Source organism: Vibrio hannami, from assembly GCF_029589055.1.
Taxonomy (GTDB): Bacteria; Pseudomonadota; Gammaproteobacteria; order Enterobacterales; family Vibrionaceae; genus Vibrio; species Vibrio hannami.
In genome coordinates this window covers 366851-392680 of record NZ_JARQZP010000006.1, presented here as the reverse complement: position 1 = coordinate 392680, position 25830 = coordinate 366851, and the positions used below count along the sequence as shown (strand labels likewise).

Genomic DNA, 25830 nt, shown 5'->3' with positions numbered 1-25830 from the left:
CATCTACTCCTTATTTCTTCTTAGCTTTCTTATCCGCAGCGTGGCCGCGGTAAGTGCGAGTTGGTGCAAATTCACCCAGTTTGTGACCGATCATTTCTTCGGTTACGAATACTGGTACGTGCTGACGACCATTATGGACAGCGATGGTCAAACCGATCATTGTAGGAATGATCATTGAGCGACGGGACCAAGTCTTAATAGGCTTCTTGTCTCCGCTTTCCACCGCTTTCTCTACCTTCTTCAGCAAGTGTAGGTCAATAAATGGACCTTTCTTGAGAGAACGTGGCATGGCTTATCCTCTTTAAATAGATTACTTGTTACGACGACGTACGATGTACTTGTCAGTGCGCTTGTTCTTACGAGTCTTGAAGCCTTTAGTAGGCTGACCCCAAGGAGATACTGGATGACGACCACCAGATGTACGGCCTTCACCACCACCGTGTGGGTGGTCTACTGGGTTCATCACAACACCACGAACGGTTGGACGAACACCACGCCAGCGCGTAGCACCAGCTTTACCTAGTTCACGTAGCATGTGCTCAGCATTACCTACTTCGCCGATTGTTGCACGGCCTTCAGATAGTACTTTGCGCATTTCGCCAGAACGTAGGCGTAGAGTTACATATGCACCGTCGCGAGCGACGATCTGTGCGTATGCACCTGCAGAACGAGCAATTTGTGCACCTTTACCAGGCTTAAGCTCAACACAGTGAACAGTAGAACCTACTGGGATGTTGCGCATTGGCAGAGTGTTACCTGCTTTGATTGGCGCATCAACACCAGACTGGATCTGATCACCAGCTTGAATGCCTTTTGGTGCAATGATGTAGCGACGCTCACCGTCTGCGTACAGAACTAGAGCAATGTTTGCGCTACGGTTTGGATCGTATTCGATACGCTCAACTTTCGCTGGGATACCGTCTTTAGTACGTTTAAAGTCAATTACACGGTAATGGTGTTTGTGACCACCACCGATGTGACGTACTGTGATACGACCGTTGTTGTTACGACCACCATTCTTAGAGTTTTTCTCTAGAAGTGGTGCGTATGGCTTACCCTTGTGTAGGTCAGCGTTAACAACTTTAACTACGTGACGACGACCAGGGGAAGTCGGCTTACATTTAACAATAGCCATTGTTCAACTACTCCTGTTATTCCGCACCGCCAATGAAGTCAAGATCCTGACCTTCTTTCAGAGTTACGTAAGCTTTCTTCACATCGCTGCGACGGCCTTCACGCATACCCTGACGTTTGGTCTTACCCTTAAGAACAAGAGTATTTACAGACTTAACTTCAACTTCAAATAGCTTTTCTACAGCTGCTTTGATCTCTTTTTTAGTTGCATCTTTTGCTACTTTGAAAACGATAGTGTTCGCTTTCTCTGCAGCCATAGTTGCTTTTTCAGAGATATGTGGAGCACGTAGAACCTTTAGTAGACGCTCTTCAGTGATCATGCCAGCATCTCCTCAACTTGCTTAACAGCTTCAGCTGTCATTAGAACCTTGTCGAACGCGATCAGGCTTACTGGATCAACACCAGCAACGTCACGTGCGTCAACTTTGTATAGGTTACGAGCAGCTAAGAATAGATTTTCATCCACTTCGCCAGTTACGATCAGAACATCATTAAGCTCAAGTTCTTTAAGCTTAGCTACTAGCTCTTTTGTTTTTGGTGCTTCAACTGAGAAGTTATCAACAACGATTAGACGCTCTTGACGAACAAGCTCAGAAAGAATGCTTTTCATAGCACCGCGGTACATTTTTTTGTTTACTTTCTTGCTGTGATCCTGTGGTTTCGCAGCAAAAGTAACACCACCTGTACGCCAGATTGGGCTACGAATTGTACCAGCACGCGCGCGGCCAGTACCTTTTTGACGCCATGGCTTAGCACCACCGCCTGATACTTCAGAACGAGTCTTCTGAGCACGAGTACCCTGACGAGCACCTGCTGCAAATGCAACAACTACCTGGTGTACAAGAGCTTCGTTGAACTCACGTCCGAAAGTAGTTTCGGAAACAGTTAGTGCGTCAGCACCTTTAACCATCAATTCCATTACTTACTCCTAGACGTTATGCTTTAACAGCTGGTTTAACGATCACGTCGCCACCAGTTGACCCTGGTACTGCACCTTTAATAAGAAGCAGATTACGCTCAGCGTCAACACGTACGATCTCAAGGTTTTGAGTCGTTACACGCTCAGCACCCATGTGACCTGCCATTTTCTTGCCTTTAAACACGCGACCTGGAGTTTGGCACTGGCCAATTGAACCCGGAGCACGGTGAGACAATGAGTTACCGTGAGTCATATCTTGAGTAGAGAAGTTCCAACGCTTAACAGCACCTTGGAAGCCCTTACCTTTAGATGTACCAGTAACGTCTACTTTTTTAATTTCGTTGAAAAGTTCTACGTTTAGCTCGGCGCCAACTTCAAACTCTTCGCCGTTTTCTAAACGGAATTCCCAAAGACCGCGGCCAGCTTCTACACCTGCTTTCGCAAAGTGACCAGCTTCTGGCTTAGATACACGGTTAGCTTTCTTACCGCCAGCAGTTACCTGGATAGCAGCGTAGCCATCGTTCTCAAGAGTTTTAACTTGAGCAACGCGGTTTGCTTCTACTTCAACAACTGTTACTGGGATAGAAACGCCTTCTTCAGTAAATACGCGGGTCATACCCACTTTACGTCCGACTAGACCAATCATTCTTCTAATCTCCCTTAACCTAGGCTGATTTGAACATCAACACCAGCAGCAAGATCTAGACGCATAAGAGCATCAACAGTCTTGTCAGTTGGTTCTACGATGTCGATCAGACGCTTGTGAGTACGGATTTCGTACTGGTCACGCGCATCTTTGTTTACGTGTGGAGAGATAAGAACAGTGAAACGCTCTTTACGAGTAGGTAGTGGAATTGGACCACGAACCTGTGCGCCGGTACGCTTTGCTGTTTCTACGATTTCCGCAGTTGACTGATCGATTAGCTTGTAATCGAAAGCTTTAAGGCGGATACGAATACGTTGGTTCTGCATGAGACAGAGCTCCAAAATCAAATAAATTACACAAACAATATCGCCACTCACACTCGTAAAGACGAGGGAATGCCGATTGATTTATGTGAAACCGTAGCCTCCAAAATTAGGAAGCATTGTCAGTTAAATTTGAATTAACTAATGTGGCTTGCGCCTCGTTAATATTTTATTAACCGCGAACATAAGCTGAGTATACATTACCTTGTTTAGAGCGTGCTCTAACAAGCTCCTCAGTGCTCATTGGTTCACAACTGACTTAAGTCAGTGCGGGGCATTATACAGATCACAGAATGGGATGCAAGGGGTGAACAAAGATTAATCGGAAAAAATAGCCACACTCTCGTTCCCACGGTCCCCGTGGGAATGCATATAAGGGTAGAGACTGGATATATGTAAACCAGATTTTATTAAGCTATGAAGCAAATCACTAAAGAATCTTGTCGAAATGGATAAGTTTGGTATGCGTTAACCTTTAACCTTATAAACGCAAAAGGGAAGCCGAAGCTTCCCTTTTCTGGTATGCGTATTACCGCAAAATCATTCGATATTAGTCGAAGATTTTAGCAACAACACCAGCACCAACTGTACGGCCACCTTCACGGATTGCGAAGCGTAGACCTTCGTCCATCGCGATTGGAGCGATTAGCTCTACAGTCATCTGTACGTTATCACCTGGCATTACCATTTCTACGCCTTCTGGTAGCTGGATGTCACCAGTTACGTCAGTTGTACGGAAGTAGAACTGTGGACGGTAGCCTTTGAAGAATGGAGTGTGACGACCACCTTCATCTTTAGATAGTACGTATACTTCTGACTCAAACTTAGTGTGAGGAGTGATTGAACCTGGTGCAGCTAGAACCTGACCACGCTCTACTTCGTCACGCTTAGTACCACGTAGTAGTGCACCAACGTTCTCACCTGCACGACCTTCGTCAAGCAGCTTACGGAACATTTCTACACCAGTACATGTAGTTGTAGTAGTTTCTTTGATACCAACGATCGCTACTTCATCACCTACAGTTAGGATACCACGCTCGATACGGCCAGTTACTACTGTACCACGACCCTGGATTGAGAATACGTCTTCGATTGGCATTAGGAACGGCTGGTCTACAGCACGCTCTGGCTCTGGGATGTAAGAGTCTAGTGCTTCTGCAAGCTCTACAACCTTCGCTTCCCACTGCTCTTCACCGTTTAGTGCACCTAGAGCTGAACCCTGGATTACTGGTAGGTCATCACCTGGGAAGTCGTACTCAGATAGAAGTTCACGAACTTCCATTTCTACTAGCTCTAGAAGCTCTTCATCGTCAACCATGTCACACTTGTTCATGAATACGATGATGTATGGGATACCAACCTGACGGCCTAGTAGGATGTGCTCACGAGTCTGTGGCATTGGGCCATCAGTCGCAGCTACTACAAGGATACCACCGTCCATCTGCGCAGCACCAGTGATCATGTTTTTAACATAGTCAGCGTGTCCTGGGCAGTCTACGTGTGCGTAGTGACGAGTTGGAGTATCGTATTCTACGTGTGAAGTTGCGATTGTGATACCGCGCTCACGCTCTTCTGGAGCGTTATCGATTGATGCGAAGTCTTTCGCTTCACCGCCGTATACTTTTGAAAGAGTAGTACAGATAGCTGCAGTTAGAGTTGTTTTACCGTGGTCAACGTGGCCGATAGTACCAACGTTTACGTGCGGTTTCGTACGTTCAAATTTTTCTTTAGACACGATCGTGTTCCTTACCTAGTTATGATTCGCCCCGCTCATGAACGGTCAGGGCGCGCCAGAATTTGCTATTCTATGCGCCAACTTCCGTTAGCGCAATATTTGGACGCATTGATCTTACAAATTTAATAGAAGATCTATTTAATTTTCGTCAAAAAACGTCCAATTTCTCTATTTACACACGTTCTGCAATGATTGCTTCAGCAACATTCTTAGGAACTTCAGCGTACTCGGAGAACTCCATTGAGTACGATGCACGCCCCTGAGTTGCAGAACGTAGGTCGGTTGCGTAACCAAACATTTCTGAAAGTGGTACCTGAGCACGAACGATCTTCAGACCAGCCGGTCCTTCATCCATACCCTCGATGATGCCACGACGACGGTTAAGGTCGCCAACAACGTCACCCATCCAATCTTCAGGAGTGGTTACTTCAACCTTCATCATTGGTTCAAGAAGTACAGGTTGTGCTTCAAGAGCACCTTTCTTGAATGCCATTGAGCCGGCGATCTTAAACGCCATCTCATTTGAGTCGACATCGTGGTACGAGCCGTCGAATAGTGTTGCTTTAACATCCAGTACTGGATAGCCCGCAAGAACACCATTGTTCATCTGCTCTTCGATACCTTTAGATACCGAGCTGATGTATTCCTTAGGAACAACACCACCCACAATCTCGTCCACAAAGACGAAGCCTTCGCCTTGCTCTGCTGGTTCGATCTTAAGCCAAACATGACCATACTGACCACGACCACCAGACTGGCGAACAAATTTGCCTTCAACTTCGGTTTTACCACGAATCGTTTCACGGTAAGCAACCTGAGGTTTACCAACATTACAGTCAACACTGAACTCACGCTTCATACGGTCTACGATGATATCAAGGTGAAGTTCACCCATACCAGAGATCAGTGTCTGGCCTGTTTCATCGTCAGTCTCAACGCGGAAAGATGGATCTTCTGCAGCTAGTTTACCTAGTGCGATACCCATTTTTTCCTGGTCAGCCTTAGAGCGCGGTTCTACTGCAATCTGAATTACCGGATCAGGGAACTCCATACGCTCAAGAACTACTTTTGAGTTCATATCACATAGAGTGTCACCTGTAGTCACTTCTTTCAGACCAATCGCTGCTGCAATATCACCAGCTCGAACTTCTTTGATCTCTTCACGCTTGTTCGAGTGCATCTGAACAATACGGCCAAAGCGTTCACGCTTCTGCTTAACTGAGTTATAAACCGTGTCACCCGAGTTAACTACACCAGAGTAAACACGCATAAAGGTCAGTGTACCTACAAACGGGTCTGTCGCGATCTTGAATGCAAGTGCTGAGAACGGTTCGTTGTCATCAGCATGACGCTCAACTTCGTTTTCGCTCTCATCAACACCTTTGATAGCAGGCACATCAACAGGAGCAGGTAGATATTCGATTACTGCGTCAAGCACAGCCTGTACACCTTTGTTCTTAAATGCACTACCACAGGTAGCAAGTACAATCTCGTTATTTAGTGTACGGATACGAAGACCTTCTTTTAGCTCTTCTTCTGTTAACTCACCTTCTTCAAGGTATTTTTCCATCAAATCTTCGTTAGCTTCAGCTGCCGCTTCAATCATATTGGTGCGGTACTCTTCAGCTAGCTCTAGCATATCAGCCGGAATCTCTTCATATGTGAAGGTCATGCCCTGATCGGCTTCATTCCAGTTGATTGCTTTCATCTTGATAAGGTCGATGACACCCTTGAACTCGTCTTCCGCACCAATGTTTAACTGGATTGGAACCGGGTTCGCACCAAGACGATCTTTAATTTGGTCTACCACGCGTAGGAAGTCTGCGCCAGCACGGTCCATTTTGTTAACGAATACCATGCGAGGAACACTGTACTTATCGGCCTGACGCCATACAGTTTCAGACTGAGGTTCAACACCTGATGCACCACAGAACACAACTACGGCACCATCAAGTACACGCAGAGAACGTTCTACTTCGATAGTGAAGTCTACGTGTCCCGGAGTATCGATGATGTTAACGCGGTGTTCGTCGAATTGTGCTTCCATACCACGCCAGAAGGTAGTAGTAGCAGCAGATGTGATAGTAATACCACGCTCTTGCTCCTGCTCCATCCAGTCCATGGTCGCAGCACCATCGTGCACTTCGCCGATTTTATGAGAAAGGCCAGTGTAGAACAGAATACGCTCGGATGTGGTTGTTTTACCTGCATCTACGTGAGCAACAATACCGATGTTACGGTAGCGCTCGATAGGAGTTTTACGAGCCACGATTGTATCCCTCTGTAGCTAAGTTGCCTTGTAAGTAAGGTTATCTTAGAGAAAAGAATAAGTGCTGCGAGAGAGCCTCGCAGCACTGAAGGTATATTACCAGCGGTAATGTGCGAACGCTTTGTTCGCGTCTGCCATACGGTGAACGTCTTCACGTTTCTTAACAGCAGTACCTTTGTTTTCTGACGCGTCTAGCATTTCAGCAGCTAGGCGTGCAGCCATAGATTTTTCACCACGCTTACGCGCAGCTTCAACCAACCAACGCATAGCAAGTGCGTTACGGCGAACCGGACGTACTTCTACAGGTACCTGGTAAGTTGAACCACCCACACGGCGAGACTTAACTTCTACCGCAGGGCGAACATTTTCAAGAGCTTCTTCAAATACAGCTAAGTGGTCTTTGCCAGACTTCTCAGCCATAGTATCTAGTGCACCGTATACGATTTTTTCAGCAGTTGATTTCTTACCGTCAACCATAACGATGTTTACAAATTTTGCCAGCAGCTCAGATTTGAACTTAGGATCTGGAAGGATCTTACGCTGACCAATAACGCGACGACGTGGCATGGTTTATCTCCGTTGTCTTCTTCAGGTTATCCAAAACTTTTCAGTTTCTTCAAAATTAAAATAATTTAGTGTTTGGCCTTACTTAACGGGGAACCATTAAGACTTAGGTTTCTTCACACCGTACTTAGAACGACCTTGTTTACGGTCATTTACGCCTGCACAGTCAAGTGCACCGCGAACAGTGTGGTAACGCACACCTGGAAGGTCTTTAACACGACCGCCACGGATTAGAACAACTGAGTGCTCCTGAAGGTTGTGACCTTCACCGCCGATGTACGAAGTTACTTCGAAGCCGTTTGTCAGACGTACACGACAAACTTTACGAAGTGCTGAGTTAGGTTTTTTAGGTGTAGTAGTATATACACGAGTACATACACCACGTTTTTGTGGACACGCTTCTAGCGCTGGCACGTTGCTTTTTACAACTTGCTTAACGCGAGGTTTACGTACCAACTGGTTAATAGTTGCCATTAACTAGCTCCTGTTGTTACTAAAAGTAAGCTTTGTGAAAAATCTATTCCCCAGATGCACGATGTACATTTAGGGACGCAAAATTCTATTTAGGAATGAGATGTGTGTCAAGAAATAAAAGGATCTTTTTTAACCAGCAAAGAAGGTTACCAGCTGATTGATTTTGGTTCGCTATCAGTCAGTTCCACCCACTCTGAATAATCAATCACTTTAATGTATTTATTGACCAGTTCGGAAAGGCCTCTGGCTTCAAGATCTGCCTTTAATATATAGACGCTTTTGCAACTTTCTAGCAGCTCTGCGCAACTTGAGGTGTCAGCGACTGCCACATACACAGAATCTTCGGTAAGAAGGATTTTATCCTCCGCTAATGAATATTCTATCGCGTTAGAAATATCGTTTATTTGCTTAACTATGTGCAGCATCGTTTGGTCTCAAGAGTAATAAGCTCAAAAAGTAAGAAGTTTATCGCACTCATGCAATTTAGCTGCAATCTCTGGCTTAGATAACTTTTCTGTCTCGATTAAAAGCTCTGCTCCTGCCAGCCCCATTTCATTGAGTGAAGCCTCACAGAGGTAGACGTTTTCAATATCGTACAGCTCCATCAACTTAAATGCAGGCGCATAGTCACGAGAATAAATCCCTTTTGGATCCTGGGAACCCAAAAGCTGGGTGACTCCTTCTTTTATAAAGAAGACAGAGATATCTTCACAGTATGCCGATGCAGCCAGAAGCGCGTCTAAACCTTCTCGACCACTACTGGTGCTATGAGGGAAAGACTTAAAAACATAACCTAACTTCATTAGAACTGAACCACCCTATCCTGAGTCAGCATAGCTTCAGCAAGGCTACCCAGGCCTATCTGATCAAAGCCACTAGCCAGGTTATGAGCACTTAGCTCATGCTGTTGCGCCTCTTGTGAGCTAACAATGCCGCGACGCAGTGCGGCCGCTACGCATGTTTCCAGCTTTACACCATGTTCTGTAGCTAATTGCTGCCACGCCGATGTGAGATTAAACTCGTCGTTTGCAGGCACCACAAGGTTGGAGCCATTGGAGACACCATCTTGATAAAAGAAGACTGAGTTCAGCTTGTGCCCTTTTTCGATAAGCGCACAAGCAAAGCCATAAGCGTTCCTTGCAGACTGAGATCCGTACACCGAACCATTTACCAGCAAGGTATAGCTCAAACTCACTTTTCGCCATCCTCAGTTTTACGCTGACGAATGTATAGGTATACAGTGTGCTTGGAGATATTTAAGCGTTCAGCTACCCGGTTAATTGCATCTTTGATATCGAAGATACCTTTGTCATACAGTTCCATCACTATCTGACGGTTCTTGGTGTTATTAGATACCGACTTATCGGCATTGATTTCTTCGATAGTGTGTTCAACAGTCTGATCGACCAGCTCAACAACATCGCTTGCAAAGTTAACCGCAGAAGCGGCTTCTTTTGCTTCTTCTGTTGGCATAAATGATTGCAGAATTTGTGAGAACGGAGCATCAAGGTTTACGTTGATACATAAAAGACCAATCACACGATTATGGCCATTGCGAATCGCTATCGTCACTGATTTCATCAATACTCCACCCTTAGCTCGGGTGAAATAAGCTCTTGAGAAGTTTCGCTCTGAACTTTCAATATCTTTTAGCGTTTTTAGCGCCATATCAGTGATTGGAGAACCAACGTGTCGCCCGGTATTTTCACCGTTAGCAATCTTTATTGCAGAAGTGTCCAGGTTTTCCAGCGAGTGCAATACAATTTCACAAAATGGCCCAATAAGACCAGCTAACCCATCTACTACTGCTTCGTAGGACTTTAATATTATTTTGTCGTGTTCAGAAAATGGCTGAACCACAACCGATTCCATTTCCATTAATGCATCTGCATGCATTGCTTCCGTTGTAGTCACGTGAGGGCCTCGGGTTAATAAATCAACTAATTAGTGCAAGTTTATCAGAAAATTTGAATCGCGCACCGTTTTGGGTCAAGAATTATGCTCAAGTAACTTCAAGATCAAAAAAGCCCCGATAAAAATCAGGGCTCTATCAACCATTTAGCAACGGTTATTGAGTTACTTCTTCCGCAACTTCACCATTGTCGATACTTAGCAGCTCCACTTCAAATACCAGTGTAGAGTTTGCTGGAATTGTTGGTGTATCCTGCTCACCATAAGCGAGTTCTGGCGGGATAACGAACTTAAACTTAGAACCAACAGGCATTAGCTGAACGCCTTCTGTCCAACCTGGAATCACGCGGTTTAGCGGGAATGTAGCTGGAGCATTGCGATCGTATGAGCTATCAAACTTAGTGCCATCAATTAACGTACCTTTGTAATGTACTTCTACTGTATCAGTAGCAGCTGGCTTATCACCTTCAGCGTCTGTCATTACTTGGTATAGAAGACCAGATTCAGTCTTAGTTACACCTTCTTGTTTTTCGAACTCTGCACGGAACTCGTCACCCGCTTTCTTAACTGCTGCTGCTTTTTCTGCAGCCACTTCCTGCATCTTAGTTGCAACACGCTGATCTAGCTCTTCAAGCGCCTGACGTGTTTCATCTTCAGTCAGTGTTGGATTACCAGCAAAAACGTCTTCGATACCTTTCAGAACAAGCTCTTTCTTAAGCTCGATACCGAACTCAGATGGCTTTTCAATGCTTTCAGAAAGATAGTTAGCAAATGAAAGCCCAATTGCATAAGACGCTTTGTCATCTTCAGATGCAAAAGTAGGTGCAGCTGCTTCTGCCTGCACTTGCTCTTCAACTTGAGGAGCTGTTTCTGTTTTTGGGGTTTCTTCTTTCTGACAACCCGCAGCTAGCATAACTGTCGCTGCAAGCAGTGACACTTTAAAGAAAGGTTTCATTTAATACTCCAATTCATGGCAAAGCCATTTCCATTTTGATACACGCCTCATTTACAAACAGAGACATGCAAATATCTTGTTGCATCAATATACTAGGTATATACCCGTTGACACAAACCGGATTAAGCCTAGTGAAGCGAACATACTCACATTTAATGACATTGCTCTTTGTCATAACCATGTTAAATGGCTGTTTTTTTCCAGCCAGGATGACCAAAGATGGATTATCGAGCCCAAAGGCACTACCAGCTTTGCTCTGAGCAGAGATGGACGCTTCGCTCTGCTTTACTCAAAAGAAAACCAACTTGTACTTTGGGACTTAGATGAAAGCCAGGAACTTGCTTCTCTTGGAAAGCAAGATCCAGAAGGCAACACTGTTTCCCATATTCGCATCTCAGATAATGGCCGCTATGCCGTTACAGCCACTCAATTAAATTTTGCCGTCTGGGACTTAGCCTGGTCCAAAGCCGAAGGTCTTTGGTCTATATCCGATGGTCTTATCCGGGATGTAGATGTTAGTAGTAACGGTGAACAAGTACTACTTGGTTTATCTAATGGTAAAGCCATATATGTGAACTTAGTCACTGGAAGACGCATGGAGTTCCTTGCTCACCGAGAAAAAGTTAATACAGTGGCACTTTCTGCTAACGGCAAATATGCATTATCTGGGGGAAATGACTACAAAGCCTACTTCTGGGACACCTCAACAGGACAAGCGCTCTATATGTTTGAACACGATGCCAGAATCAATCGTGTAGCCTTACATAGGGATGGAAAGCTTGCTCTGACATCTGATGGAGCTAATGACAGCTATATCTGGGATTTGTCTAACGGAAAAAAGATTACTGAGCTTAAGTCTCTATCCAGACAATTAGTGTTCTCTACCGCCAGGTTTTCTGATGATGGTAAGTATCTAGTTACGGGAACCCCATCAGGCAGGGTAATGCTTTGGGATACTAAAACAGGAAAACGCCTCGATGGCTGGGAAGTTGAACCTTTAAAAGAAACTCGCCCTCCTCGCGCAGTAGTGTATGATGCGGCCTTTGATTATAAGAACAGAGTAATTTCGGCGACATCAGCCGGTATTGCGCAAGCCTGGAAAATAGATAATGACTAAGACTGAAGAACTTGAACAGAGAATCAATGATCTGGAAATCAAGAACTCATTTCAGGAGCAGACCATTGATGAGCTTAATGAAGCATTAGGTCAGCAGCAGTTGCTCATCTCTAAGATGCAGGAGCAGATGCGTTTTATGGTAACCAAGATTAAAACCATGGATACCTCGAATATGGCTAAAGAGTCGGAAGAAACGCCTCCACCGCATTATTAACATTCTTATTTTGTAAGCTCTTACACTTGTTCCCATGCTTCGAGTGGGAATACATACCTGAGCCAAAATAGGCATTCCCACGGAGGACCGTGGGAACGATGATAGCTATAGAAATTAAGCTACTTGATTAGTGCGAACAGCCGCAGCCGCCTTCTTTTTTACCTTCGCCACCGCCACAGCATTCGTGGTCGTCACCGTGACCTTCACCGCCGCAACAACCGCCTTCACCTTTGCCTTCGCCGCCACAGCAACCACCAGCTTTATGAATATGACCGTGCTCAATCTCTTCAGCAGTTGCTTCGCGAGTTGCCACAACTTCCACATCAAAGGTCAGAGTCTGGCCAGCTAGCATATGGTTACCATCAACCACGACTTCGTCACCATCAACTTCTGTTACTTCTACAGGGATTGGACCCTGATCTGTGTCTGCAAGGAAACGCATACCAACTTCAATTTGCTCAACACCCTGGAATACATTTGCAGGAACACGCTGTACAAGCGCATCGTTGTGCTCGCCGTAAGCATCGTCCGGAGCTACTGTCGCTGAGAACTTATCGCCTGCTACTTTGCCTTCAAGTTCATTTTCAAGGCCTGTGATCAGGTTATTGTGACCATGAAGATAATCCAGTGGAGCTTCAACTGTTGACTGATCAACAACCACACCGTCTTCAAGTTTTACCTGGTAAGCAAGGCTTACTACTACGTTCTTTTCAATTTTCATGATAACTCCGGAGGATGTAATGAAATAAATCGCCCTGCTTGAATCTTTTTCCAATAATCAGGAACTCCACCCATTATGGGGGCAAATTATATAAACTCAATTATTCCATACAAACTTTGTTGAGAACTTATCTCAATACACCTTACTCAGGTTTAAAAACTCCAATCATTTCTTGTCCGTTGTGCTCACTCTGTTCAACAGCCTTTGGTAACCGCTGTTCTTTGTAGTCACAGTCGACGCACTCAACCACTTCTACATCGTTCTCCACCCACCAGCGCAGAGAGTCGATACTATGACACTCCGGGCAACTTGCTCCTGCTATAAAGCGTTTCTTGGTTTTCATTTTTATCCTGATATTTAAATTTTGGGTTACTTTTACAGACTACACTTGCATTTACTTTAGTATCTTTTGCCTGTAGGGCGAAGCCCGCCCTATAGCCTATAGGACGCAGTCCGTGCTGTTGTCTATTTCCAGTGATCCATTGAATGATTATCGGTTTCCATTTCTCTGCCGAATATCTCTTCAAGCTCTTTACGGGCTTCTTTCGAACGAAGAGCCAGATTCTTATCATCCTGATGTTGCGGTAATAACTCCTGAAGCATTGCGTTATCAAGTTTTCTGAAGTGCGATTCAGCCCTCTTCGCCTGATAAGGGTGAAAGCCCAACTCAACCAAAGTTTGACGACCGAGATCCAATGCCCCAAGGAACATTTCACGCGAGTAATTAGGCACACCATGATTTAACAACTGATAAGCTTCTACACGACTTCGGGCCCGAGCTAATATCTTCATGTTAGGGAAGTGATGCTGACACATTTCAGCCACGGCTAAGACCTCATCCGGATCGTCTGTACAGATAACTATTGCTTTCGCTTTCTCTGCACCAGCGGCTCGAAGCAGATCAAGTTGAGTAGCGTCACCGTAGTAAACCTTATAACCATATTTTCTTAATAGTTGAATCTGGCCGGCATCACTTTCCAGAACCGTGACTTTCACTTTATTGGCGTACATAAGCCTGCCAACAATCTGCCCAAAGCGACCAAAACCAACGATGATGACTCTCGGCTTTTTGTCTATTACGTTATCTGACTCTGGGGAGTCAGTTGTAGGATTGATGGTCGCAGAAAACCACTTCTTCTGAGCCAGCAGCAATAATGGCGTAGTAACCATAGATAAACTCACTACCACCAGCAAAAACTCGACCAGATCCTTACTTAGCAGGTTTTCAGCCTGTGCTGCAGTAAACAGTACGAACGCGAACTCACCACCCTGGCTTAGTATTGCAGCCATTCGGCTACGCGCTTTGGGCCTTGTTCCAAATAACCGGGCCAACAGATATAGAATTAACCCTTTAACCACGACTAAACCAACAACTGCTAATAAGATCTTCACAGGCTCCAAGACCAGCAGACCTAAATTAACCGCCATACCAACAGCGATAAAAAATAGACCTAGCAATAACCCTTTAAAGGGCTCAATAGCGATTTCCAGCTCGTGTCGATATTCACTCTCAGCTAATAGAACACCAGCCAGGAATGTACCTAGTGCCATAGATAAGCCCAGCTTCTGCATGATTACCGCAATACCAATAACAAGAAGCAGTGCCGCTACGGTGAACAGCTCCCTCACCCCGCTCATCACGACATAGCGGAAAAGTGGCCGCAATAGATAATGTCCGCCAACCAGAAAGACGATTATGCTACCTAGCATTAACAGCGCATCTCGCCAGTCGCCACCGACTTTACCCGCCAGCAATGGCAACATCGCTAGCATAGGTATCACAGCAATGTCCTGGAACAGCAGTACTGCGAAACCCGATTGCCCTGTTTCTGATCCAGCAAGACCCTGCTCTTCAATAACTTTCAGGGCGATAGCTGTGGATGAGAGTGCTAAAGCCATCCCGATAACAATGCTGTTCTGCCAGGACAAGCCAAATAAGCTGGTTATCGCCGCAATAACACATGTGGTAACAACGACCTGTGCTCCGCCTAACCCAAGTATCGGGTTACGCATTTGCCAGAGTTTCTTCGGATTAAGCTCTAACCCGATTAAGAACAGAAGCAGCACCACGCCAAATTCAGCAAAATGAAGAATTTCCTCTACATCGCTGATTAAGCCGAATCCCCAGGGACCAATAGCGACACCGGCGAGCAAATAACCCAGCACCGAGCCAAGCCCCATTCTCTGAGCCAAAGGAACCGCAATCACTGCGGATGAGAGAAAAATAACTCCACTTTGAAGGAACTCACTAGTCGCTGCCATGGCTTAACTCCCCTTCATCCGAGGTGATTACAGGCACCTCGCTAAATGGATTCTTTAACCAGCTACGGTAATTTTCAGCATGTTCATATCTTTCTACCTTTGATACATGCCTAGCCCAGTGCAGTACAAAAGGCTGGAACCAATGCATTTGACAAAGAGCAGCGGTTAATTCAAATGGCTGGAGAATTTCTTGCAGCGGATATTTGTTGTAACCAGAAGTAGCGAACGCTTCTTTAGCTCCGCCAGTGGTGATCACACTACGCCAATATTTCCCTTTCAGCGCACAACCTTTTCCAAAGGCAAAGCCTTTACCTAAAACCCTGTCCATCCACTCTTTTAACAGTGCCGGGCAGGAATACATATAGAGGGGATGTTGAAAAACAATAATGTCGTGCTCTTGCAGTAGCCTGTGTTCATGCTGTACATCGATAAAAAAATCCGGATAACAGGCATAGAGGTCATGGACAGTAACATGCGCAAGATCGCTGACTTTACTGACCATTACTTTATTGGCGATAGATACTTCCTGATCCGGGTGCGCAAATATCACCAGAATCTTAGGTAGCTGATTTCCCTCTGACTTCATCCCTGAGACCAACATCCATTTGTTTTTAATTTGTTAATGAAACCATCATATACCCAAACTAACTCAAGATGCGAGCCTCAATAACATCTGATACTATGCACCGGAAAAATTCGTACTCACCTCATCTATAAGATTTCTATGATTACTTTCTCAGACATTCAGTTATTACGTGGCGGTAAGCCACTACTTGACCAGGCTACGGCAACTATCAATCCAGGCGATAAAGTGGGTCTGGTGGGTAAAAACGGCTGCGGTAAATCCACACTGTTTGCGCTGCTGAAAGATGAACTTTCTATTGATGCAGGTAATTTCCAGATGCCATCGCACTGGGAACTAGCCTGGGTTGCGCAGGAAACTCCAGCTCTTGAGCGTCAGGCTCTGGAATATGTTATCGACGGTGACAGAGAGTATCGCCAACTCGAAGCGGAGCTAGCTAAAGCTGAAGAGAATGACAACGGTACACTTGCAGCAGAGATCCACGGCAAGATCGAAACCATTGGCGGTTACACCATCAGAGCACGAGCAGCGGAACTTCTAAATGGTCTTGGTTTTAGCCAGGAACAGATGAGCTGGAACCTGACTCAATTTTCCGGTGGTTGGCGTATGCGACTCAACCTTGCGCAGGCTCTGCTATGTCGCTCAGATCTGCTATTACTCGATGAACCAACCAACCACCTGGATTTGGATGCGGTAATGTGGCTGGAACGCTGGCTACAATCTTATCCTGGGACTCTTATTCTGATCTCTCACGACAGGGACTTTTTAGACCCTATCGTCGGTCGTATTGTTCATATCGAAAACGAGAAGTTAAACGAGTACACAGGTAACTACTCTTCGTTTGAAAGTCAGCGAGCGCAAAAGTTAGTGCTTCAACAAGCGATGTTCCAGAAGCAACAGAAGCAAATGGCGCATATGCAGAGCTATATTGACCGCTTCCGCTATAAAGCATCAAAAGCTCGTCAGGCTCAAAGCCGAATTAAGGCACTTGAGAAGATGGAAAAGGTTCTGCCAGCTCAGTTTGATAACCCGTTTAGCTTTGAATTCAGAGAACCATCAGCGCTTCCAAATCCGATTCTGATGATGGATGAAGTTTCTGCTGGTTATGGTGACAACCTGATTCTGGAAAAGATTCGCCTGAATCTGGTACCAGGCAGCCGGATTGGCCTGCTTGGTCGTAACGGTGCCGGTAAATCAACCCTGATTAAACTATTATCCAGCGAATTGACTCCAAAAGGCGGAGACTTAACTTACTCGCAAGGCGTTAAGATTGGTTATTTTGCTCAGCACCAGCTTGAGACTCTGCACCCTGAAGAGACACCGCTCCAGCATATGATGCAGATTGCTCCGGAGAAAACTGACCAGGAACTCAGAAATTATCTGGGGAGCTTTGGTTTCCACGGCGATAAAGCGCTGGATAAAGTGGCGCCGTTCTCTGGTGGTGAGAAAGCACGTTTAGTACTCGCTCTTATCGTGTGGCAAAAGCCAAACCTGCTATTACTCGATGAACCAACCAACCACTTAGATCTGGATATGCGTCAAGCACTGACTCTGGCATTGCAGACTTTTGAAGGTGCAATGGTAATTGTCAGCCACGATAGATACCTATTGAGAGCGACAACTGATGACTTGTACCTTGTTCATGACCGTCAGGTTGCTCCTTTTGATGGCGATTTAAATGACTACTACAAGTGGCTGACTGATCAGAGTAAAGCTGAACGAAAAGAAGCTCAGCAAGATGCACCACCAAAAGACACAACCAACAGTGCGGCGGCTCGAAAAGAGCAGAAACGTCGTGAGGCTGAATTCCGTAAACAGACTGCTCCGCTGAGGAAAAACCTGGAAAAACTTGAAAAGCGAATGGATAAGCTGAATGATGTTTTAGCGGAAATTGAGCAGCAATTAACAGATACTTCGCTGTACCAGTCTGAAAATAAAGCTAAACTTAATAAAGTATTGGCGGAACAGGCTGCTTCTAAGTCAGAGTTAGAAGAAGTGGAAATGGAGTGGATGGATATTCAGGAAACTCTTGAACAAATGGAATCTGAGTTCTCTTGAGTTTAGTTCAGAAACAACACGTCATTCCTGAACTGGCCGTCCGCCTTGGCAGGAATCTAATCAAAGTATGTAGTAATAACAGATAGGTTCTACAAATTAACAAGAATAGATCCCGGACAATTGCTTAGGCAATTTCCGGGATGACGAAGAATTCAGTATTAACTAAATCGCAAGGATGTAGGTTTATGGCGTCAGATTCTTCTATTAATCTCACTATTGAACGACTGTGGCAATTCAGCCTGCAGTATTACAGCGTGAGAGAAGTGAAAGAAGCCTGCCTGAATCTGCAAAACAAATTCCACGGCAACGTGAATCTGCTTTTAATGCTTAAATGGCTGGATGAGCATAACCTTACGTTTAAGCAGGAAGAGTGGAGTCAGGTACAAAGATGTATTTTACGCAGCGAAGTACTTTTATTGCATTATCGAGAGCTGAGAAAGAAGCTAAAAAACAATTTGCCAGATTCCTTGTACCGGGAATCTCTAGAGTTTGAATTGCTGCTGGAAAAGCAGCAGCAATCGGATCTGGTAGATTGCATCAACTCTCTCGAATTACATGAAAACCGTGGCGATCCACTCACCAAACTCTATTGCGAGCAGTTAAGTGCCGATCACCTGACTGAAGCCTTTTCTAAAAAGTTTTATTGAATCAATACCTTCCTTTCTTTACATTGGAACCTAGTTGATCACGGAAGATCGGAAGGTACCAATGAAAAAAATTTATATTGTGAACGTGGGTCATGCACATCAGGAGCAAATCGACAGGTGGGGAGACTTTGAAGCCTGGGCATCTAAAGCTTTAACCGAGCAAGGAATAGAAGATTCAACCATAGAACTCATTGATGGAGTAGCTAGTCCGCTTCCCAAGCCGGAGCTATGTACTGGCATAATTATTATGGGTTCCCTATCCATGGTCACTGAAAAGACAGAATGGATGCTCAGACTCTCACAACAGATCGTTAGTTATACAGAACAGCACATACCCATGCTTGGTATCTGCTTTGGCCACCAGTTAATAGCTCAGGCATTAGGGGGTAATGTGGGCTTTCATCCTCAAGGATTGGAAGCGGGAACTACAAGGATATCTGTCTTACCAGAGGCAAACAATGATCCTCTGTTTTGTGCGATGCCGACGTCTTTTCCTGCGCACGTTGTACACTTTCAGTCGGTAATTTCACTACCAGAGGGTGCTCAACTGTTGGCGAAAAATGATTTTGAGCCACACCATGCATTCAGGTATGGCACATCAACCTGGGGAGTACAGTTTCATCCCGAGTTCACCGAAGAAATCATGCTAAGCTCCCTAGAGCATCTGAAAGGTGAACTCAGTGATAATTACCAACAGAAACTAGCGGAGATTGAAGAGACCCGCTTTGCAAAGCAATGCCTCTTTAACTTTGCTAACTATGCATTAGAGAAATCGCGCTGAAACTAGTGTGCTACCCAAAGGTGGCTACCACATAAAAGCGACACAACTTGCTGTTAAAGCACCCATACCAAAGTTAAAACGTCTCCAGGCCGAAGGATTAGAAAGCCATCGGCCAAGCAAAGACCCAAATCCGACCCAGAGAGATGAGGTATGCAGCTGAGTTATAAAGAAAATCAACGCTATATAAGCCACTGATAACCAATAACTCTCACCCGCTAAGGAAAAGGAACCAATCGCAGTAACCATCATCATCCAGGCTTTAGGATTCATGTACTGGAATATCGCCGCCTCAAGAAAAGACATAGGCTTATGCTCTTTCTCACCATTCAAAGAAACAGGGCTAGTTTTAGCAATTTTTAGTGCCAGATAGAGAATATACGCACTCCCCATCCACTTCATCGCTTCCTGAATTTCTGGGTACGCCTTAAATGTCGCACTCAAACCAGCGGCCAACATAAAGATCATGCTAATCAGCCCAAGGCTTATTCCAAGAAAGTGAGGAATACTGCGCTTGTATCCAAAGTTTGCTCCAGAAGCGGTTAACATTACGTTGTTTGGTCCTGGTGTGCCTGTCATCACAATTGCAAATACTAATACCGACAAGAAAAATTGCCATTCCATTCTATTTACCTCACACAATACAAATTGTATCGATACAATTAAGTTAAACTTATTGACCTGTTACTATTGTGCGCACAAAATAACCATAACAATGGTTATTAATAAGATCAAAAGGTTTATTGTCACCATGACAATTATCGAATTTGAGTTAGACAGCAAAGAGACTTCTCCTAAGTACAAACAAATTGCGGATCTTATCGAGCAGAAGGTCGTGTCTGGCGAGTTAGGAGCCAACGATAAACTACCAACTCATCGCTATCTTGCCGATCGGCTCTCCGTTACGGTAGGTACTGTCACCAGAGCTTACGCGGAAGCAGAGCGCCGGGGACTAGTAGAAGCCAGAGTAGGAGCTGGCACATTTGTTGTCGATTCACAGAAAGCTTATTGGGCATTTGATCAAGGTGAACAGCGAGAAGAAAAAGAAGCAAATCTAGGTTTCAATATCCCTCCTCTGATCGACCGCAGTGACATGCTACGTGAGGCCATGGAGACATTGTCTCGCTCCCCCCAAGCCCTGAATCAGTTTATGATTTACCAAAAACCCACTGGTATTGAATCTCATAGAAAGATTGTCGCTGATTGGCTTGCCAACAAAGGGATCAAGCTGAATGCAGAGACTATGTTGTTCAGCTCTGGAGCACAACACGGTGTTCAGATGGTACTTGATGCGTTCACCAGAGCAGGTGATACGATTCTTGTAGAGAAACTCACCTACCCCGGCCTTATCAGTCTGGCAAAGCAAAACCAGCTAAGTATAAAAGGGGTAGAAATGGATTCAGAAGGCATTATTCCAGACGCACTGGATGCTGCTTGTAGGCAGTTTCAATCTAGATTTATCTATTTAACACCAACGCTTCAAAACCCAACAACCGCAACCATGTCATTAGAGCGGCGAGAGGCTATTTTAGAAATTTGTCGCAAGTACGATCTTTTTGTGATTGAAGACGATGTAAACGGCCTCCTCCCAGAGAACTTCCTCCCTCCTATGGTTAACCTCGACCCTGAACGAGTTATCCATATTGGAGCAGTATCCAAATGGCTAGCACCGGGATTGAGAGTTGGTTACATACAGCCCCCCGAAAAGCTCTACCAACCAATAAGTATGGCTCTACAAAATCATAGCTGGATGATAAGTCCATTATTAACCGCGTTAACATGTGAACTCATGAACAACGGGAAAGCAGATCAAGCGTTAAACGCCATACGGGAAGAGATGGAACAAAGGCTCAAACTAACCCTGGATTATCTGGGTAACTACGACCTTTTATATCAAAAGCACAGTTTTCATGCATGGTTAAAACTCCCGGAACACTGGCGACTGAGTGATTTTGTTGAACAGGCAAAACAATCCGATGTGATAGTGAAGTCGGCAGAGCTCTTTACCCCCCTGCAGGTAACGTCACACCTGCCGTGAGGCTTGCTCTTAGTTCTCCTTTAAATCAGACTGAGCTGGAAAATGGACTGAAAAAGCTAAAGCAGCTTCTAGAGATAAAACCAATAAGCGACTTCACGTTATGACTGAATTTATACCAGCCAAGGGATTAAAGAACCCGCACCTGCAGACTATTGTTCCCAGACTGATACGCAAATCTGTACTGTTTGAACCAGTGTGGCTGACAATGGAGCTACCTGATGGCGACTTTCTGGATTTAGCATGGAGCGAAGAGTGGCAAAGTGAGTCAGCCAAAAATAAGCCTATATTTGTACTGTTTCACGGATTAGAAGGCAGCTTTCACAGCCCGTACGCTAATGGCCTAATGAAGGCCTTTGCCGATAACGGTTGGCTTTCGGTGATGATGCATTTCAGAGGCTGTAGCGGAAAACCCAATCGACTTGCCCGAGCTTATCACTCTGGAGAAACCGAAGACGCTCGCTATTTCTTAACACACTTAAACAGCCTGTTTCCACAACAACCAAAAGTAGCGATTGGAATTTCCCTCGGCGGGAATATGCTGGTCAGGTATCTGGCTCAATATCGTGACGACCCTATCCTGAATGCAGCAACAGTTGTATCTGCGCCTCTCGATTTGGCTGCCTGTTCAAAACGAATCGAGAGCGGATTCTCTAAGGTATATCGAAATTACCTGCTGGGTTCTCTGAAGGGCAATGCTCTTAAGAAAGAAGACAAACTTAACGAAGCAATCGGGATAACCTCAACGACAATCAAACAAGTTAAGACTCTATACGGGTTCGATGACGCCATTACTGCGCCATTGCATGGTTTCAGAAATGCTGCCGAGTACTACGCGAAGTGTTCCGGCTTACCGGTTCTCAATCAGGTATCCATACCGCTCCAGGTTATCCACTCTAAAGATGATCCGTTTATGACAAAGAAAGTGATTCCCGACTTTAAGCTCAATGACAATATTCGCTACCGTTTGTTTAACCAAGGTGGTCATGTTGGCTTTTTATCCGGATCGATACGTCGCCCTGAATTTTGGCTTGAATCCGCGATGCCAGACTATTACCGTCGCATGTATTTGTAAGCATCATAGAAAGAGAAGTATTTATGATTATTCCATGGGAACAACTGGAAGAAGAAACACTAACAAACCTGATTCAGGAGTTCATCCTACGAGAAGGTACAGACTATGGTGATATCGAGTTTTCACTGCAAGATAAAGTTGATCAGGTAAAGGCTCAGATACAATCTGGTGATGCTGTTATCGTATTTTCTGAGCTGCATGAGACTATTGATATTAAGCTTAAAAGAGAACTCTCTTAACCACAGTTCTGATTCGGATTAATTGACGTTTAGTCCGAATCTCATAAACTATATTGTTCTAAACAGGAATATGTTGCTCTTAATTAGGTAGTTAACAAACAGACAGGGTTTGTCATGTCAGCGAAACATCCAATCATCGCAGTAACCGGTTCATCCGGAGCGGGAACCACCACCACCACCGAAGCATTCAGAAAAATGTTTAATGTCATGAATCTGAAGCCAGCATGGGTAGAAGGTGATAGTTTCCACCGTTTTACCCGCCCGGAAATGGATGTAGAAATCCGAAAAGCGAAAGAGCAAGGAAAGCACATCAGTTATTTTGGTCCGGAAGCCAACGACTTTGGGATGCTTGAGAAATTCTTCCGACAATATGGCGATGAAGGCACAGGACAGTTTAGAAAATACCTTCACTCATTTGATGAAGCAGTTCCGTACAACCAGATGCCTGGTACATTCACTCCCTGGCAGGATTTACCGGAAAATAGTGATGTCCTCTTCTACGAAGGCTTACACGGCGGCGTAAAGTGGGGGGATGTAAATGTTTCTCAACACGTTGACTTGTTGATTGGCATGGTGCCAATAGTTAACCTGGAATGGATTCAGAAGTTTGTGCGCGATACCCGAGACCGAGGACATTCTCGTGAGGCGGTAATGGACTCTATTGTGCGCTCAATGGATGATTACCTAAACTACATTACGCCGCAGTTTTCCCGTACACATATAAACTTCCAGCGTGTACCCACTGTTGATACATCAAACCCGCTAAATGCGAAAGGTATACCTAGTCTGGACGAAAGCTTTGTCGTTATCCGTATCAGAGGAATAAAAAACGTCGACTTCCCGTACCTTCTGGCAATGATAGATGGCTCATTTATGTCAAGGCATAATACGCTTGTTGTGCCTGGTGGAAAAATGAGCTTTGCTATGGAGCTCATCATTCGACCTGCTCTTCAGCAGCTTATCGAAACTGGGAAAATTGGTTAAAACACAGCCTGCTTCACAAGATAGTTGTAAGACCGTGATAGCGTGCACATTTTTACTTTAAAAATCGGGATTCGTGAGCGATCAAAATCAAGAAATCGTTTGCAAAAAGAGATAATATTCATAACGAAATATAAGTTGCTTGCAGCCAAAGGTAAGAAAACCTATGCTATTTGTCCTATAAGAAAAGTTCAGTAGCAATGGATGCTGCTGAGCATCAGGCCCTGCAGATAAAGTGAGATAATTATGGTTCTAGGTAAACCTCAAACCGATCCAACGTTAGAGTGGTTCCTTTCACACTGTCATATTCATAAGTACCCTTCGAAGAGTACTTTGATTCATGCGGGTGAAAAGGCCGAGACTCTGTATTACATTGTTAAAGGCTCTGTTGCAGTCCTGATCAAGGATGAAGAAGGTAAAGAGATGATTCTTTCTTACCTTAACCAAGGTGACTTCATTGGCGAACTAGGTCTTTTTGAAGAAGACCAAGAGCGTACCGCATGGGTTCGCGCTAAGTCTCCTTGTGAAGTTGCAGAGATTTCGTTTAAAAAATTCCGTCAGCTAATTCAAGTTAACCCAGATATTCTGATGCGTCTGTCTGCTCAGATGGCGAGCCGTCTACAGGTAACTAGCCAGAAGGTTGGTGACCTTGCATTCCTTGATGTGACTGGTCGTATCGCTCAGACTCTTCTGAACCTGGCTAAACAGCCTGATGCGATGACTCACCCAGACGGTATGCAAATCAAGATTACTCGTCAGGAAATTGGTCAGATCGTAGGTTGTTCACGTGAAACTGTGGGTCGTATCCTGAAAATGCTTGAAGAGCAGAACCTGATTTCTGCACACGGTAAAACTATCGTGGTATACGGTACTCGTTAATATTTTCGAGTCTGTTACAGTTATCCTAAAAACGCAGCCACCTGGCTGCGTTTTTTATACCTATCTATAAAGAGTAGTGAATGCACTCGAATACACGAACCGCTTAACGGTAATAGTTTCAATGCGCTTTAGATAGGGAAGCCGCATGTTCGTTCCTTCGAGTACACACACTACCCTTTAGCAGCTCTAAGCAAGCGTGATAGCATATTCATTACATTGAGCACACCCAACAAACAAAGTACAAGCGTACAAATGATCACCGAACCTTTATGGGATAAGAAATGGAAAAGTTTGAATCTATATATCAGAGAGCTGCGGAAAGAAAAGGCGGAGTACAACGCCTTGAAGAGTTACTGAGTAAGCCTCTGACTTCAGTTGAAGTCGCTGCTATCCCTAATGACCGCTGGTTATCAGCTTTTACCATGAAGGTTTTCCAGTGTGGTATTTCCTGGAGCGTGGTCCGTAAGAAGTGGCCAAACTTTGAAGAAGCATTTTTCGACTTTAAAGTGGAGCCGTTACTGATGCTTTCCGATGAACAATGGGAAGAAAAAGCAAAGAACCCAGCCATAATCCGCCACCTAACTAAGGTAATGTCGATTCCAGCTAACGCCGATATGATTCATTCAGCTTCAATTGAACATGGTTCTTTTGGCAAGATGGTCGCCAATTGGCCTTTAGAAGACATTACCGGCTTATGGGAATATCTGAAAAAGAACGGTAACCGCTTAGGTGGAAATACAGGCCCATACGCTCTCAGAGCACTCGGCATAGATACTTTTATTCTTTCCTCAGACGTTGAGTCACACCTACGAAATATCGGTGTTATCGATTCAGGAAGAGGCACTAAGAGAGCTCAAAATGCAGCATGCAAAGCATTTGCAGAGTGGCAACAGGAGTCAGGGCGCTCTTTAACCGAGATAAGCCAAACTATAGCGTTTAGTTGTGGTGATAACCGGGTGGTTTAGTCGTTGTTTTTTTAATTTGTACAGCAAAACCGAAGGAAGGATCATGGGTGTCCAAAAGCTAATTAAGCTGTACTGAACAGCTTTCTGACCTTATGATCTACTGGTAGTCAAAAGCTATTTAACCTGCTCATGTACACCTTTTAGCAAGGAAGGGTTACAGGTACTCAAAAGCTAATTTAGCTGCACAGAGCAGCTTTTCGACCTTATGATCTACCGGTAGTCAAAAGCTATTAAACCTGAACACGTACACCTTTGGGGAAGAAAGGGTTATTGGTACTCAAAAGCTAAATTAGTAGGTAACTGGCAGTTTCCAATTTCAAAATTTACTTCTAATCTTTATTACTAT

At 44.7% G+C, this 25830-nt stretch carries 30 protein-coding genes and 1 pseudogene; 11 read left to right on the top strand and 20 right to left on the bottom strand.

Features of this window, described 5'->3' with window-relative positions:
• Positions 1 to 10: 10 nt before the first annotated feature.
• The 15 genes from rpsS to fkpA all read right to left on the bottom strand — a co-directional run bounded on the left by rpsS (position 11) and on the right by fkpA (position 10930).
• Positions 11 to 289 (bottom strand): 30S ribosomal protein S19, encoded by a 279-nt coding sequence (gene rpsS / locus P7F88_RS13155; RefSeq protein ID WP_004736729.1) that lies wholly within the window; start codon positions 287 to 289, stop codon positions 11 to 13.
• A gap of 21 nt (positions 290 to 310) precedes the next feature.
• Positions 311 to 1135, bottom strand: coding sequence for a 50S ribosomal protein L2 (gene rplB / locus P7F88_RS13150; RefSeq protein WP_277825387.1), 825 nt, complete (start codon positions 1133 to 1135; stop codon positions 311 to 313).
• Positions 1136 to 1151: 16 nt separating this feature from the next.
• Positions 1152 to 1454, bottom strand: a complete 303-nt coding sequence (gene rplW / locus P7F88_RS13145; protein ID WP_277825385.1) for a 50S ribosomal protein L23 — start codon at positions 1452 to 1454, stop codon at positions 1152 to 1154.
• The gene (rplD, locus tag P7F88_RS13140) at positions 1451 to 2053 is read right to left on the bottom strand and encodes a 50S ribosomal protein L4 (protein ID WP_277825383.1); all 603 of its coding nucleotides are present in this window, start codon (positions 2051 to 2053) and stop codon (positions 1451 to 1453) included. Before rplD ends, rplW begins: the two co-directional genes overlap by 4 nt.
• 16 nt (positions 2054 to 2069) lie before the next feature.
• A complete protein-coding gene (gene rplC, locus P7F88_RS13135) occupies positions 2070 to 2699 on the bottom strand; it encodes a 50S ribosomal protein L3 (RefSeq protein WP_277825381.1) in 630 nt (209 codons plus the stop codon).
• A 14-nt stretch (positions 2700 to 2713) separates the two neighbouring features.
• Entirely contained in the window at positions 2714 to 3025 is a 312-nt protein-coding gene (gene rpsJ, locus P7F88_RS13130; RefSeq protein WP_031495630.1) for a 30S ribosomal protein S10, read from the bottom strand.
• 547 nt (positions 3026 to 3572) lie between these two features.
• Entirely contained in the window at positions 3573 to 4757 is a 1185-nt protein-coding gene (tuf, locus tag P7F88_RS13125; RefSeq protein WP_277821360.1) for an elongation factor Tu, read from the bottom strand.
• A gap of 172 nt (positions 4758 to 4929) precedes the next feature.
• Positions 4930 to 7026: an elongation factor G gene (fusA, locus tag P7F88_RS13120; RefSeq protein WP_277825379.1), complete on the bottom strand. Its 2097-nt coding sequence runs from the start codon at positions 7024 to 7026 to the stop codon at positions 4930 to 4932.
• A gap of 96 nt (positions 7027 to 7122) precedes the next feature.
• Entirely contained in the window at positions 7123 to 7593 is a 471-nt protein-coding gene (gene rpsG, locus P7F88_RS13115) for a 30S ribosomal protein S7 (protein ID WP_275130904.1), read from the bottom strand.
• 96 nt (positions 7594 to 7689) lie between these two features.
• Positions 7690 to 8064, bottom strand: a complete 375-nt coding sequence (gene rpsL, locus P7F88_RS13110) for a 30S ribosomal protein S12 (protein WP_275130903.1) — start codon at positions 8062 to 8064, stop codon at positions 7690 to 7692.
• 146 nt (positions 8065 to 8210) lie between these two features.
• Positions 8211 to 8489, bottom strand: coding sequence for a sulfurtransferase complex subunit TusB (tusB, locus tag P7F88_RS13105; RefSeq protein WP_277825377.1), 279 nt, complete (start codon positions 8487 to 8489; stop codon positions 8211 to 8213).
• Positions 8490 to 8513: 24 nt separating this feature from the next.
• The gene (gene tusC, locus P7F88_RS13100; protein ID WP_277825375.1) at positions 8514 to 8867 is read right to left on the bottom strand and encodes a sulfurtransferase complex subunit TusC; all 354 of its coding nucleotides are present in this window, start codon (positions 8865 to 8867) and stop codon (positions 8514 to 8516) included.
• Positions 8867 to 9259, bottom strand: coding sequence for a sulfurtransferase complex subunit TusD (tusD, locus tag P7F88_RS13095; protein WP_277825373.1), 393 nt, complete (start codon positions 9257 to 9259; stop codon positions 8867 to 8869). The genes tusC and tusD overlap by 1 nt, the downstream gene beginning before the upstream one ends.
• Positions 9256 to 9978, bottom strand: a complete 723-nt coding sequence (locus P7F88_RS13090; RefSeq protein ID WP_277825371.1) for a helix-turn-helix transcriptional regulator — start codon at positions 9976 to 9978, stop codon at positions 9256 to 9258. Before P7F88_RS13090 ends, tusD begins: the two co-directional genes overlap by 4 nt.
• Positions 9979 to 10132: 154 nt before the next feature.
• The gene (fkpA, locus tag P7F88_RS13085) at positions 10133 to 10930 is read right to left on the bottom strand and encodes an FKBP-type peptidyl-prolyl cis-trans isomerase (RefSeq protein WP_277825369.1); all 798 of its coding nucleotides are present in this window, start codon (positions 10928 to 10930) and stop codon (positions 10133 to 10135) included.
• A gap of 155 nt (positions 10931 to 11085) precedes the next feature.
• Between fkpA and P7F88_RS13080 the strand changes: the two are divergent.
• Both P7F88_RS13080 and P7F88_RS13075 read left to right on the top strand, forming a co-directional pair.
• A pseudogene (locus P7F88_RS13080) lies at positions 11086 to 12047 on the top strand (WD40 repeat domain-containing protein).
• Positions 12040 to 12261 (top strand): SlyX family protein, encoded by a 222-nt coding sequence (locus P7F88_RS13075; RefSeq protein WP_277825367.1) that lies wholly within the window; start codon positions 12040 to 12042, stop codon positions 12259 to 12261. Before P7F88_RS13080 ends, P7F88_RS13075 begins: the two are co-directional and overlap by 8 nt.
• Positions 12262 to 12388: 127 nt before the next feature.
• Here P7F88_RS13075 and slyD read toward each other — a convergent pair whose 3' ends face one another.
• The 4 genes from slyD to kefG form a co-directional block, all read right to left on the bottom strand.
• Positions 12389 to 12982: a peptidylprolyl isomerase gene (gene slyD, locus P7F88_RS13070; RefSeq protein WP_277825365.1), complete on the bottom strand. Its 594-nt coding sequence runs from the start codon at positions 12980 to 12982 to the stop codon at positions 12389 to 12391.
• Positions 12983 to 13124: 142 nt separating this feature from the next.
• Positions 13125 to 13325 (bottom strand): YheV family putative zinc ribbon protein, encoded by a 201-nt coding sequence (locus P7F88_RS13065; protein ID WP_277825363.1) that lies wholly within the window; start codon positions 13323 to 13325, stop codon positions 13125 to 13127.
• Positions 13326 to 13447: 122 nt separating this feature from the next.
• Positions 13448 to 15244, bottom strand: a complete 1797-nt coding sequence (gene kefB / locus P7F88_RS13060; RefSeq protein ID WP_277825361.1) for a glutathione-regulated potassium-efflux system protein KefB — start codon at positions 15242 to 15244, stop codon at positions 13448 to 13450.
• Positions 15231 to 15830, bottom strand: a complete 600-nt coding sequence (kefG, locus tag P7F88_RS13055; RefSeq protein ID WP_277825359.1) for a glutathione-regulated potassium-efflux system ancillary protein KefG — start codon at positions 15828 to 15830, stop codon at positions 15231 to 15233. Before kefG ends, kefB begins: the two co-directional genes overlap by 14 nt.
• Positions 15831 to 15968: 138 nt before the next feature.
• On the opposite strand from kefG, the gene P7F88_RS13050 reads away from it, so the two are divergent.
• The 3 genes from P7F88_RS13050 to P7F88_RS13040 all read left to right on the top strand — a co-directional run bounded on the left by P7F88_RS13050 (position 15969) and on the right by P7F88_RS13040 (position 19313).
• Entirely contained in the window at positions 15969 to 17885 is a 1917-nt protein-coding gene (locus P7F88_RS13050; RefSeq protein ID WP_277825357.1) for an ABC transporter ATP-binding protein, read from the top strand.
• A 185-nt stretch (positions 17886 to 18070) separates the two neighbouring features.
• Entirely contained in the window at positions 18071 to 18532 is a 462-nt protein-coding gene (locus P7F88_RS13045; protein WP_277825355.1) for a TIGR02444 family protein, read from the top strand.
• 61 nt (positions 18533 to 18593) lie between these two features.
• A complete protein-coding gene (locus P7F88_RS13040; RefSeq protein WP_277825353.1) occupies positions 18594 to 19313 on the top strand; it encodes a glutamine amidotransferase in 720 nt (239 codons plus the stop codon).
• Between the two features lie 24 nt (positions 19314 to 19337).
• Here the strand turns inward: P7F88_RS13040 and P7F88_RS13035 are convergent, their stop codons facing one another.
• Positions 19338 to 19934 carry a LysE family translocator gene (locus P7F88_RS13035; RefSeq protein ID WP_277825351.1) on the bottom strand — a complete coding sequence of 199 codons (597 nt, stop codon included), beginning with the start codon at positions 19932 to 19934 and terminating at the stop codon, positions 19338 to 19340.
• Between the two features lie 127 nt (positions 19935 to 20061).
• Between P7F88_RS13035 and P7F88_RS13030 the strand changes: the two genes are divergently transcribed.
• From P7F88_RS13030 to P7F88_RS13005, 6 genes are all read left to right on the top strand, one after another.
• On the top strand, positions 20062 to 21348 hold the full coding sequence (locus P7F88_RS13030) for an aminotransferase-like domain-containing protein (RefSeq protein WP_338405562.1): 1287 nt from the start codon (positions 20062 to 20064) through the stop codon (positions 21346 to 21348).
• Positions 21349 to 21448: 100 nt separating this feature from the next.
• On the top strand, positions 21449 to 22420 hold the full coding sequence (locus tag P7F88_RS13025; RefSeq protein WP_277825349.1) for a hydrolase: 972 nt from the start codon (positions 21449 to 21451) through the stop codon (positions 22418 to 22420).
• A gap of 23 nt (positions 22421 to 22443) precedes the next feature.
• A complete protein-coding gene (locus tag P7F88_RS13020) occupies positions 22444 to 22659 on the top strand; it encodes a YheU family protein (protein WP_277825347.1) in 216 nt (71 codons plus the stop codon).
• A 114-nt stretch (positions 22660 to 22773) separates the two neighbouring features.
• Positions 22774 to 23643 carry a phosphoribulokinase gene (locus P7F88_RS13015; RefSeq protein ID WP_277825345.1) on the top strand — a complete coding sequence of 290 codons (870 nt, stop codon included), beginning with the start codon at positions 22774 to 22776 and terminating at the stop codon, positions 23641 to 23643.
• A gap of 243 nt (positions 23644 to 23886) precedes the next feature.
• Positions 23887 to 24519: a cAMP-activated global transcriptional regulator CRP gene (gene crp, locus P7F88_RS13010; protein WP_004410522.1), complete on the top strand. Its 633-nt coding sequence runs from the start codon at positions 23887 to 23889 to the stop codon at positions 24517 to 24519.
• Positions 24520 to 24800: 281 nt separating this feature from the next.
• On the top strand, positions 24801 to 25484 hold the full coding sequence (locus P7F88_RS13005; RefSeq protein WP_277825343.1) for a DNA-3-methyladenine glycosylase I: 684 nt from the start codon (positions 24801 to 24803) through the stop codon (positions 25482 to 25484).
• The last annotated feature ends 346 nt before the right edge of the window (positions 25485 to 25830 follow it).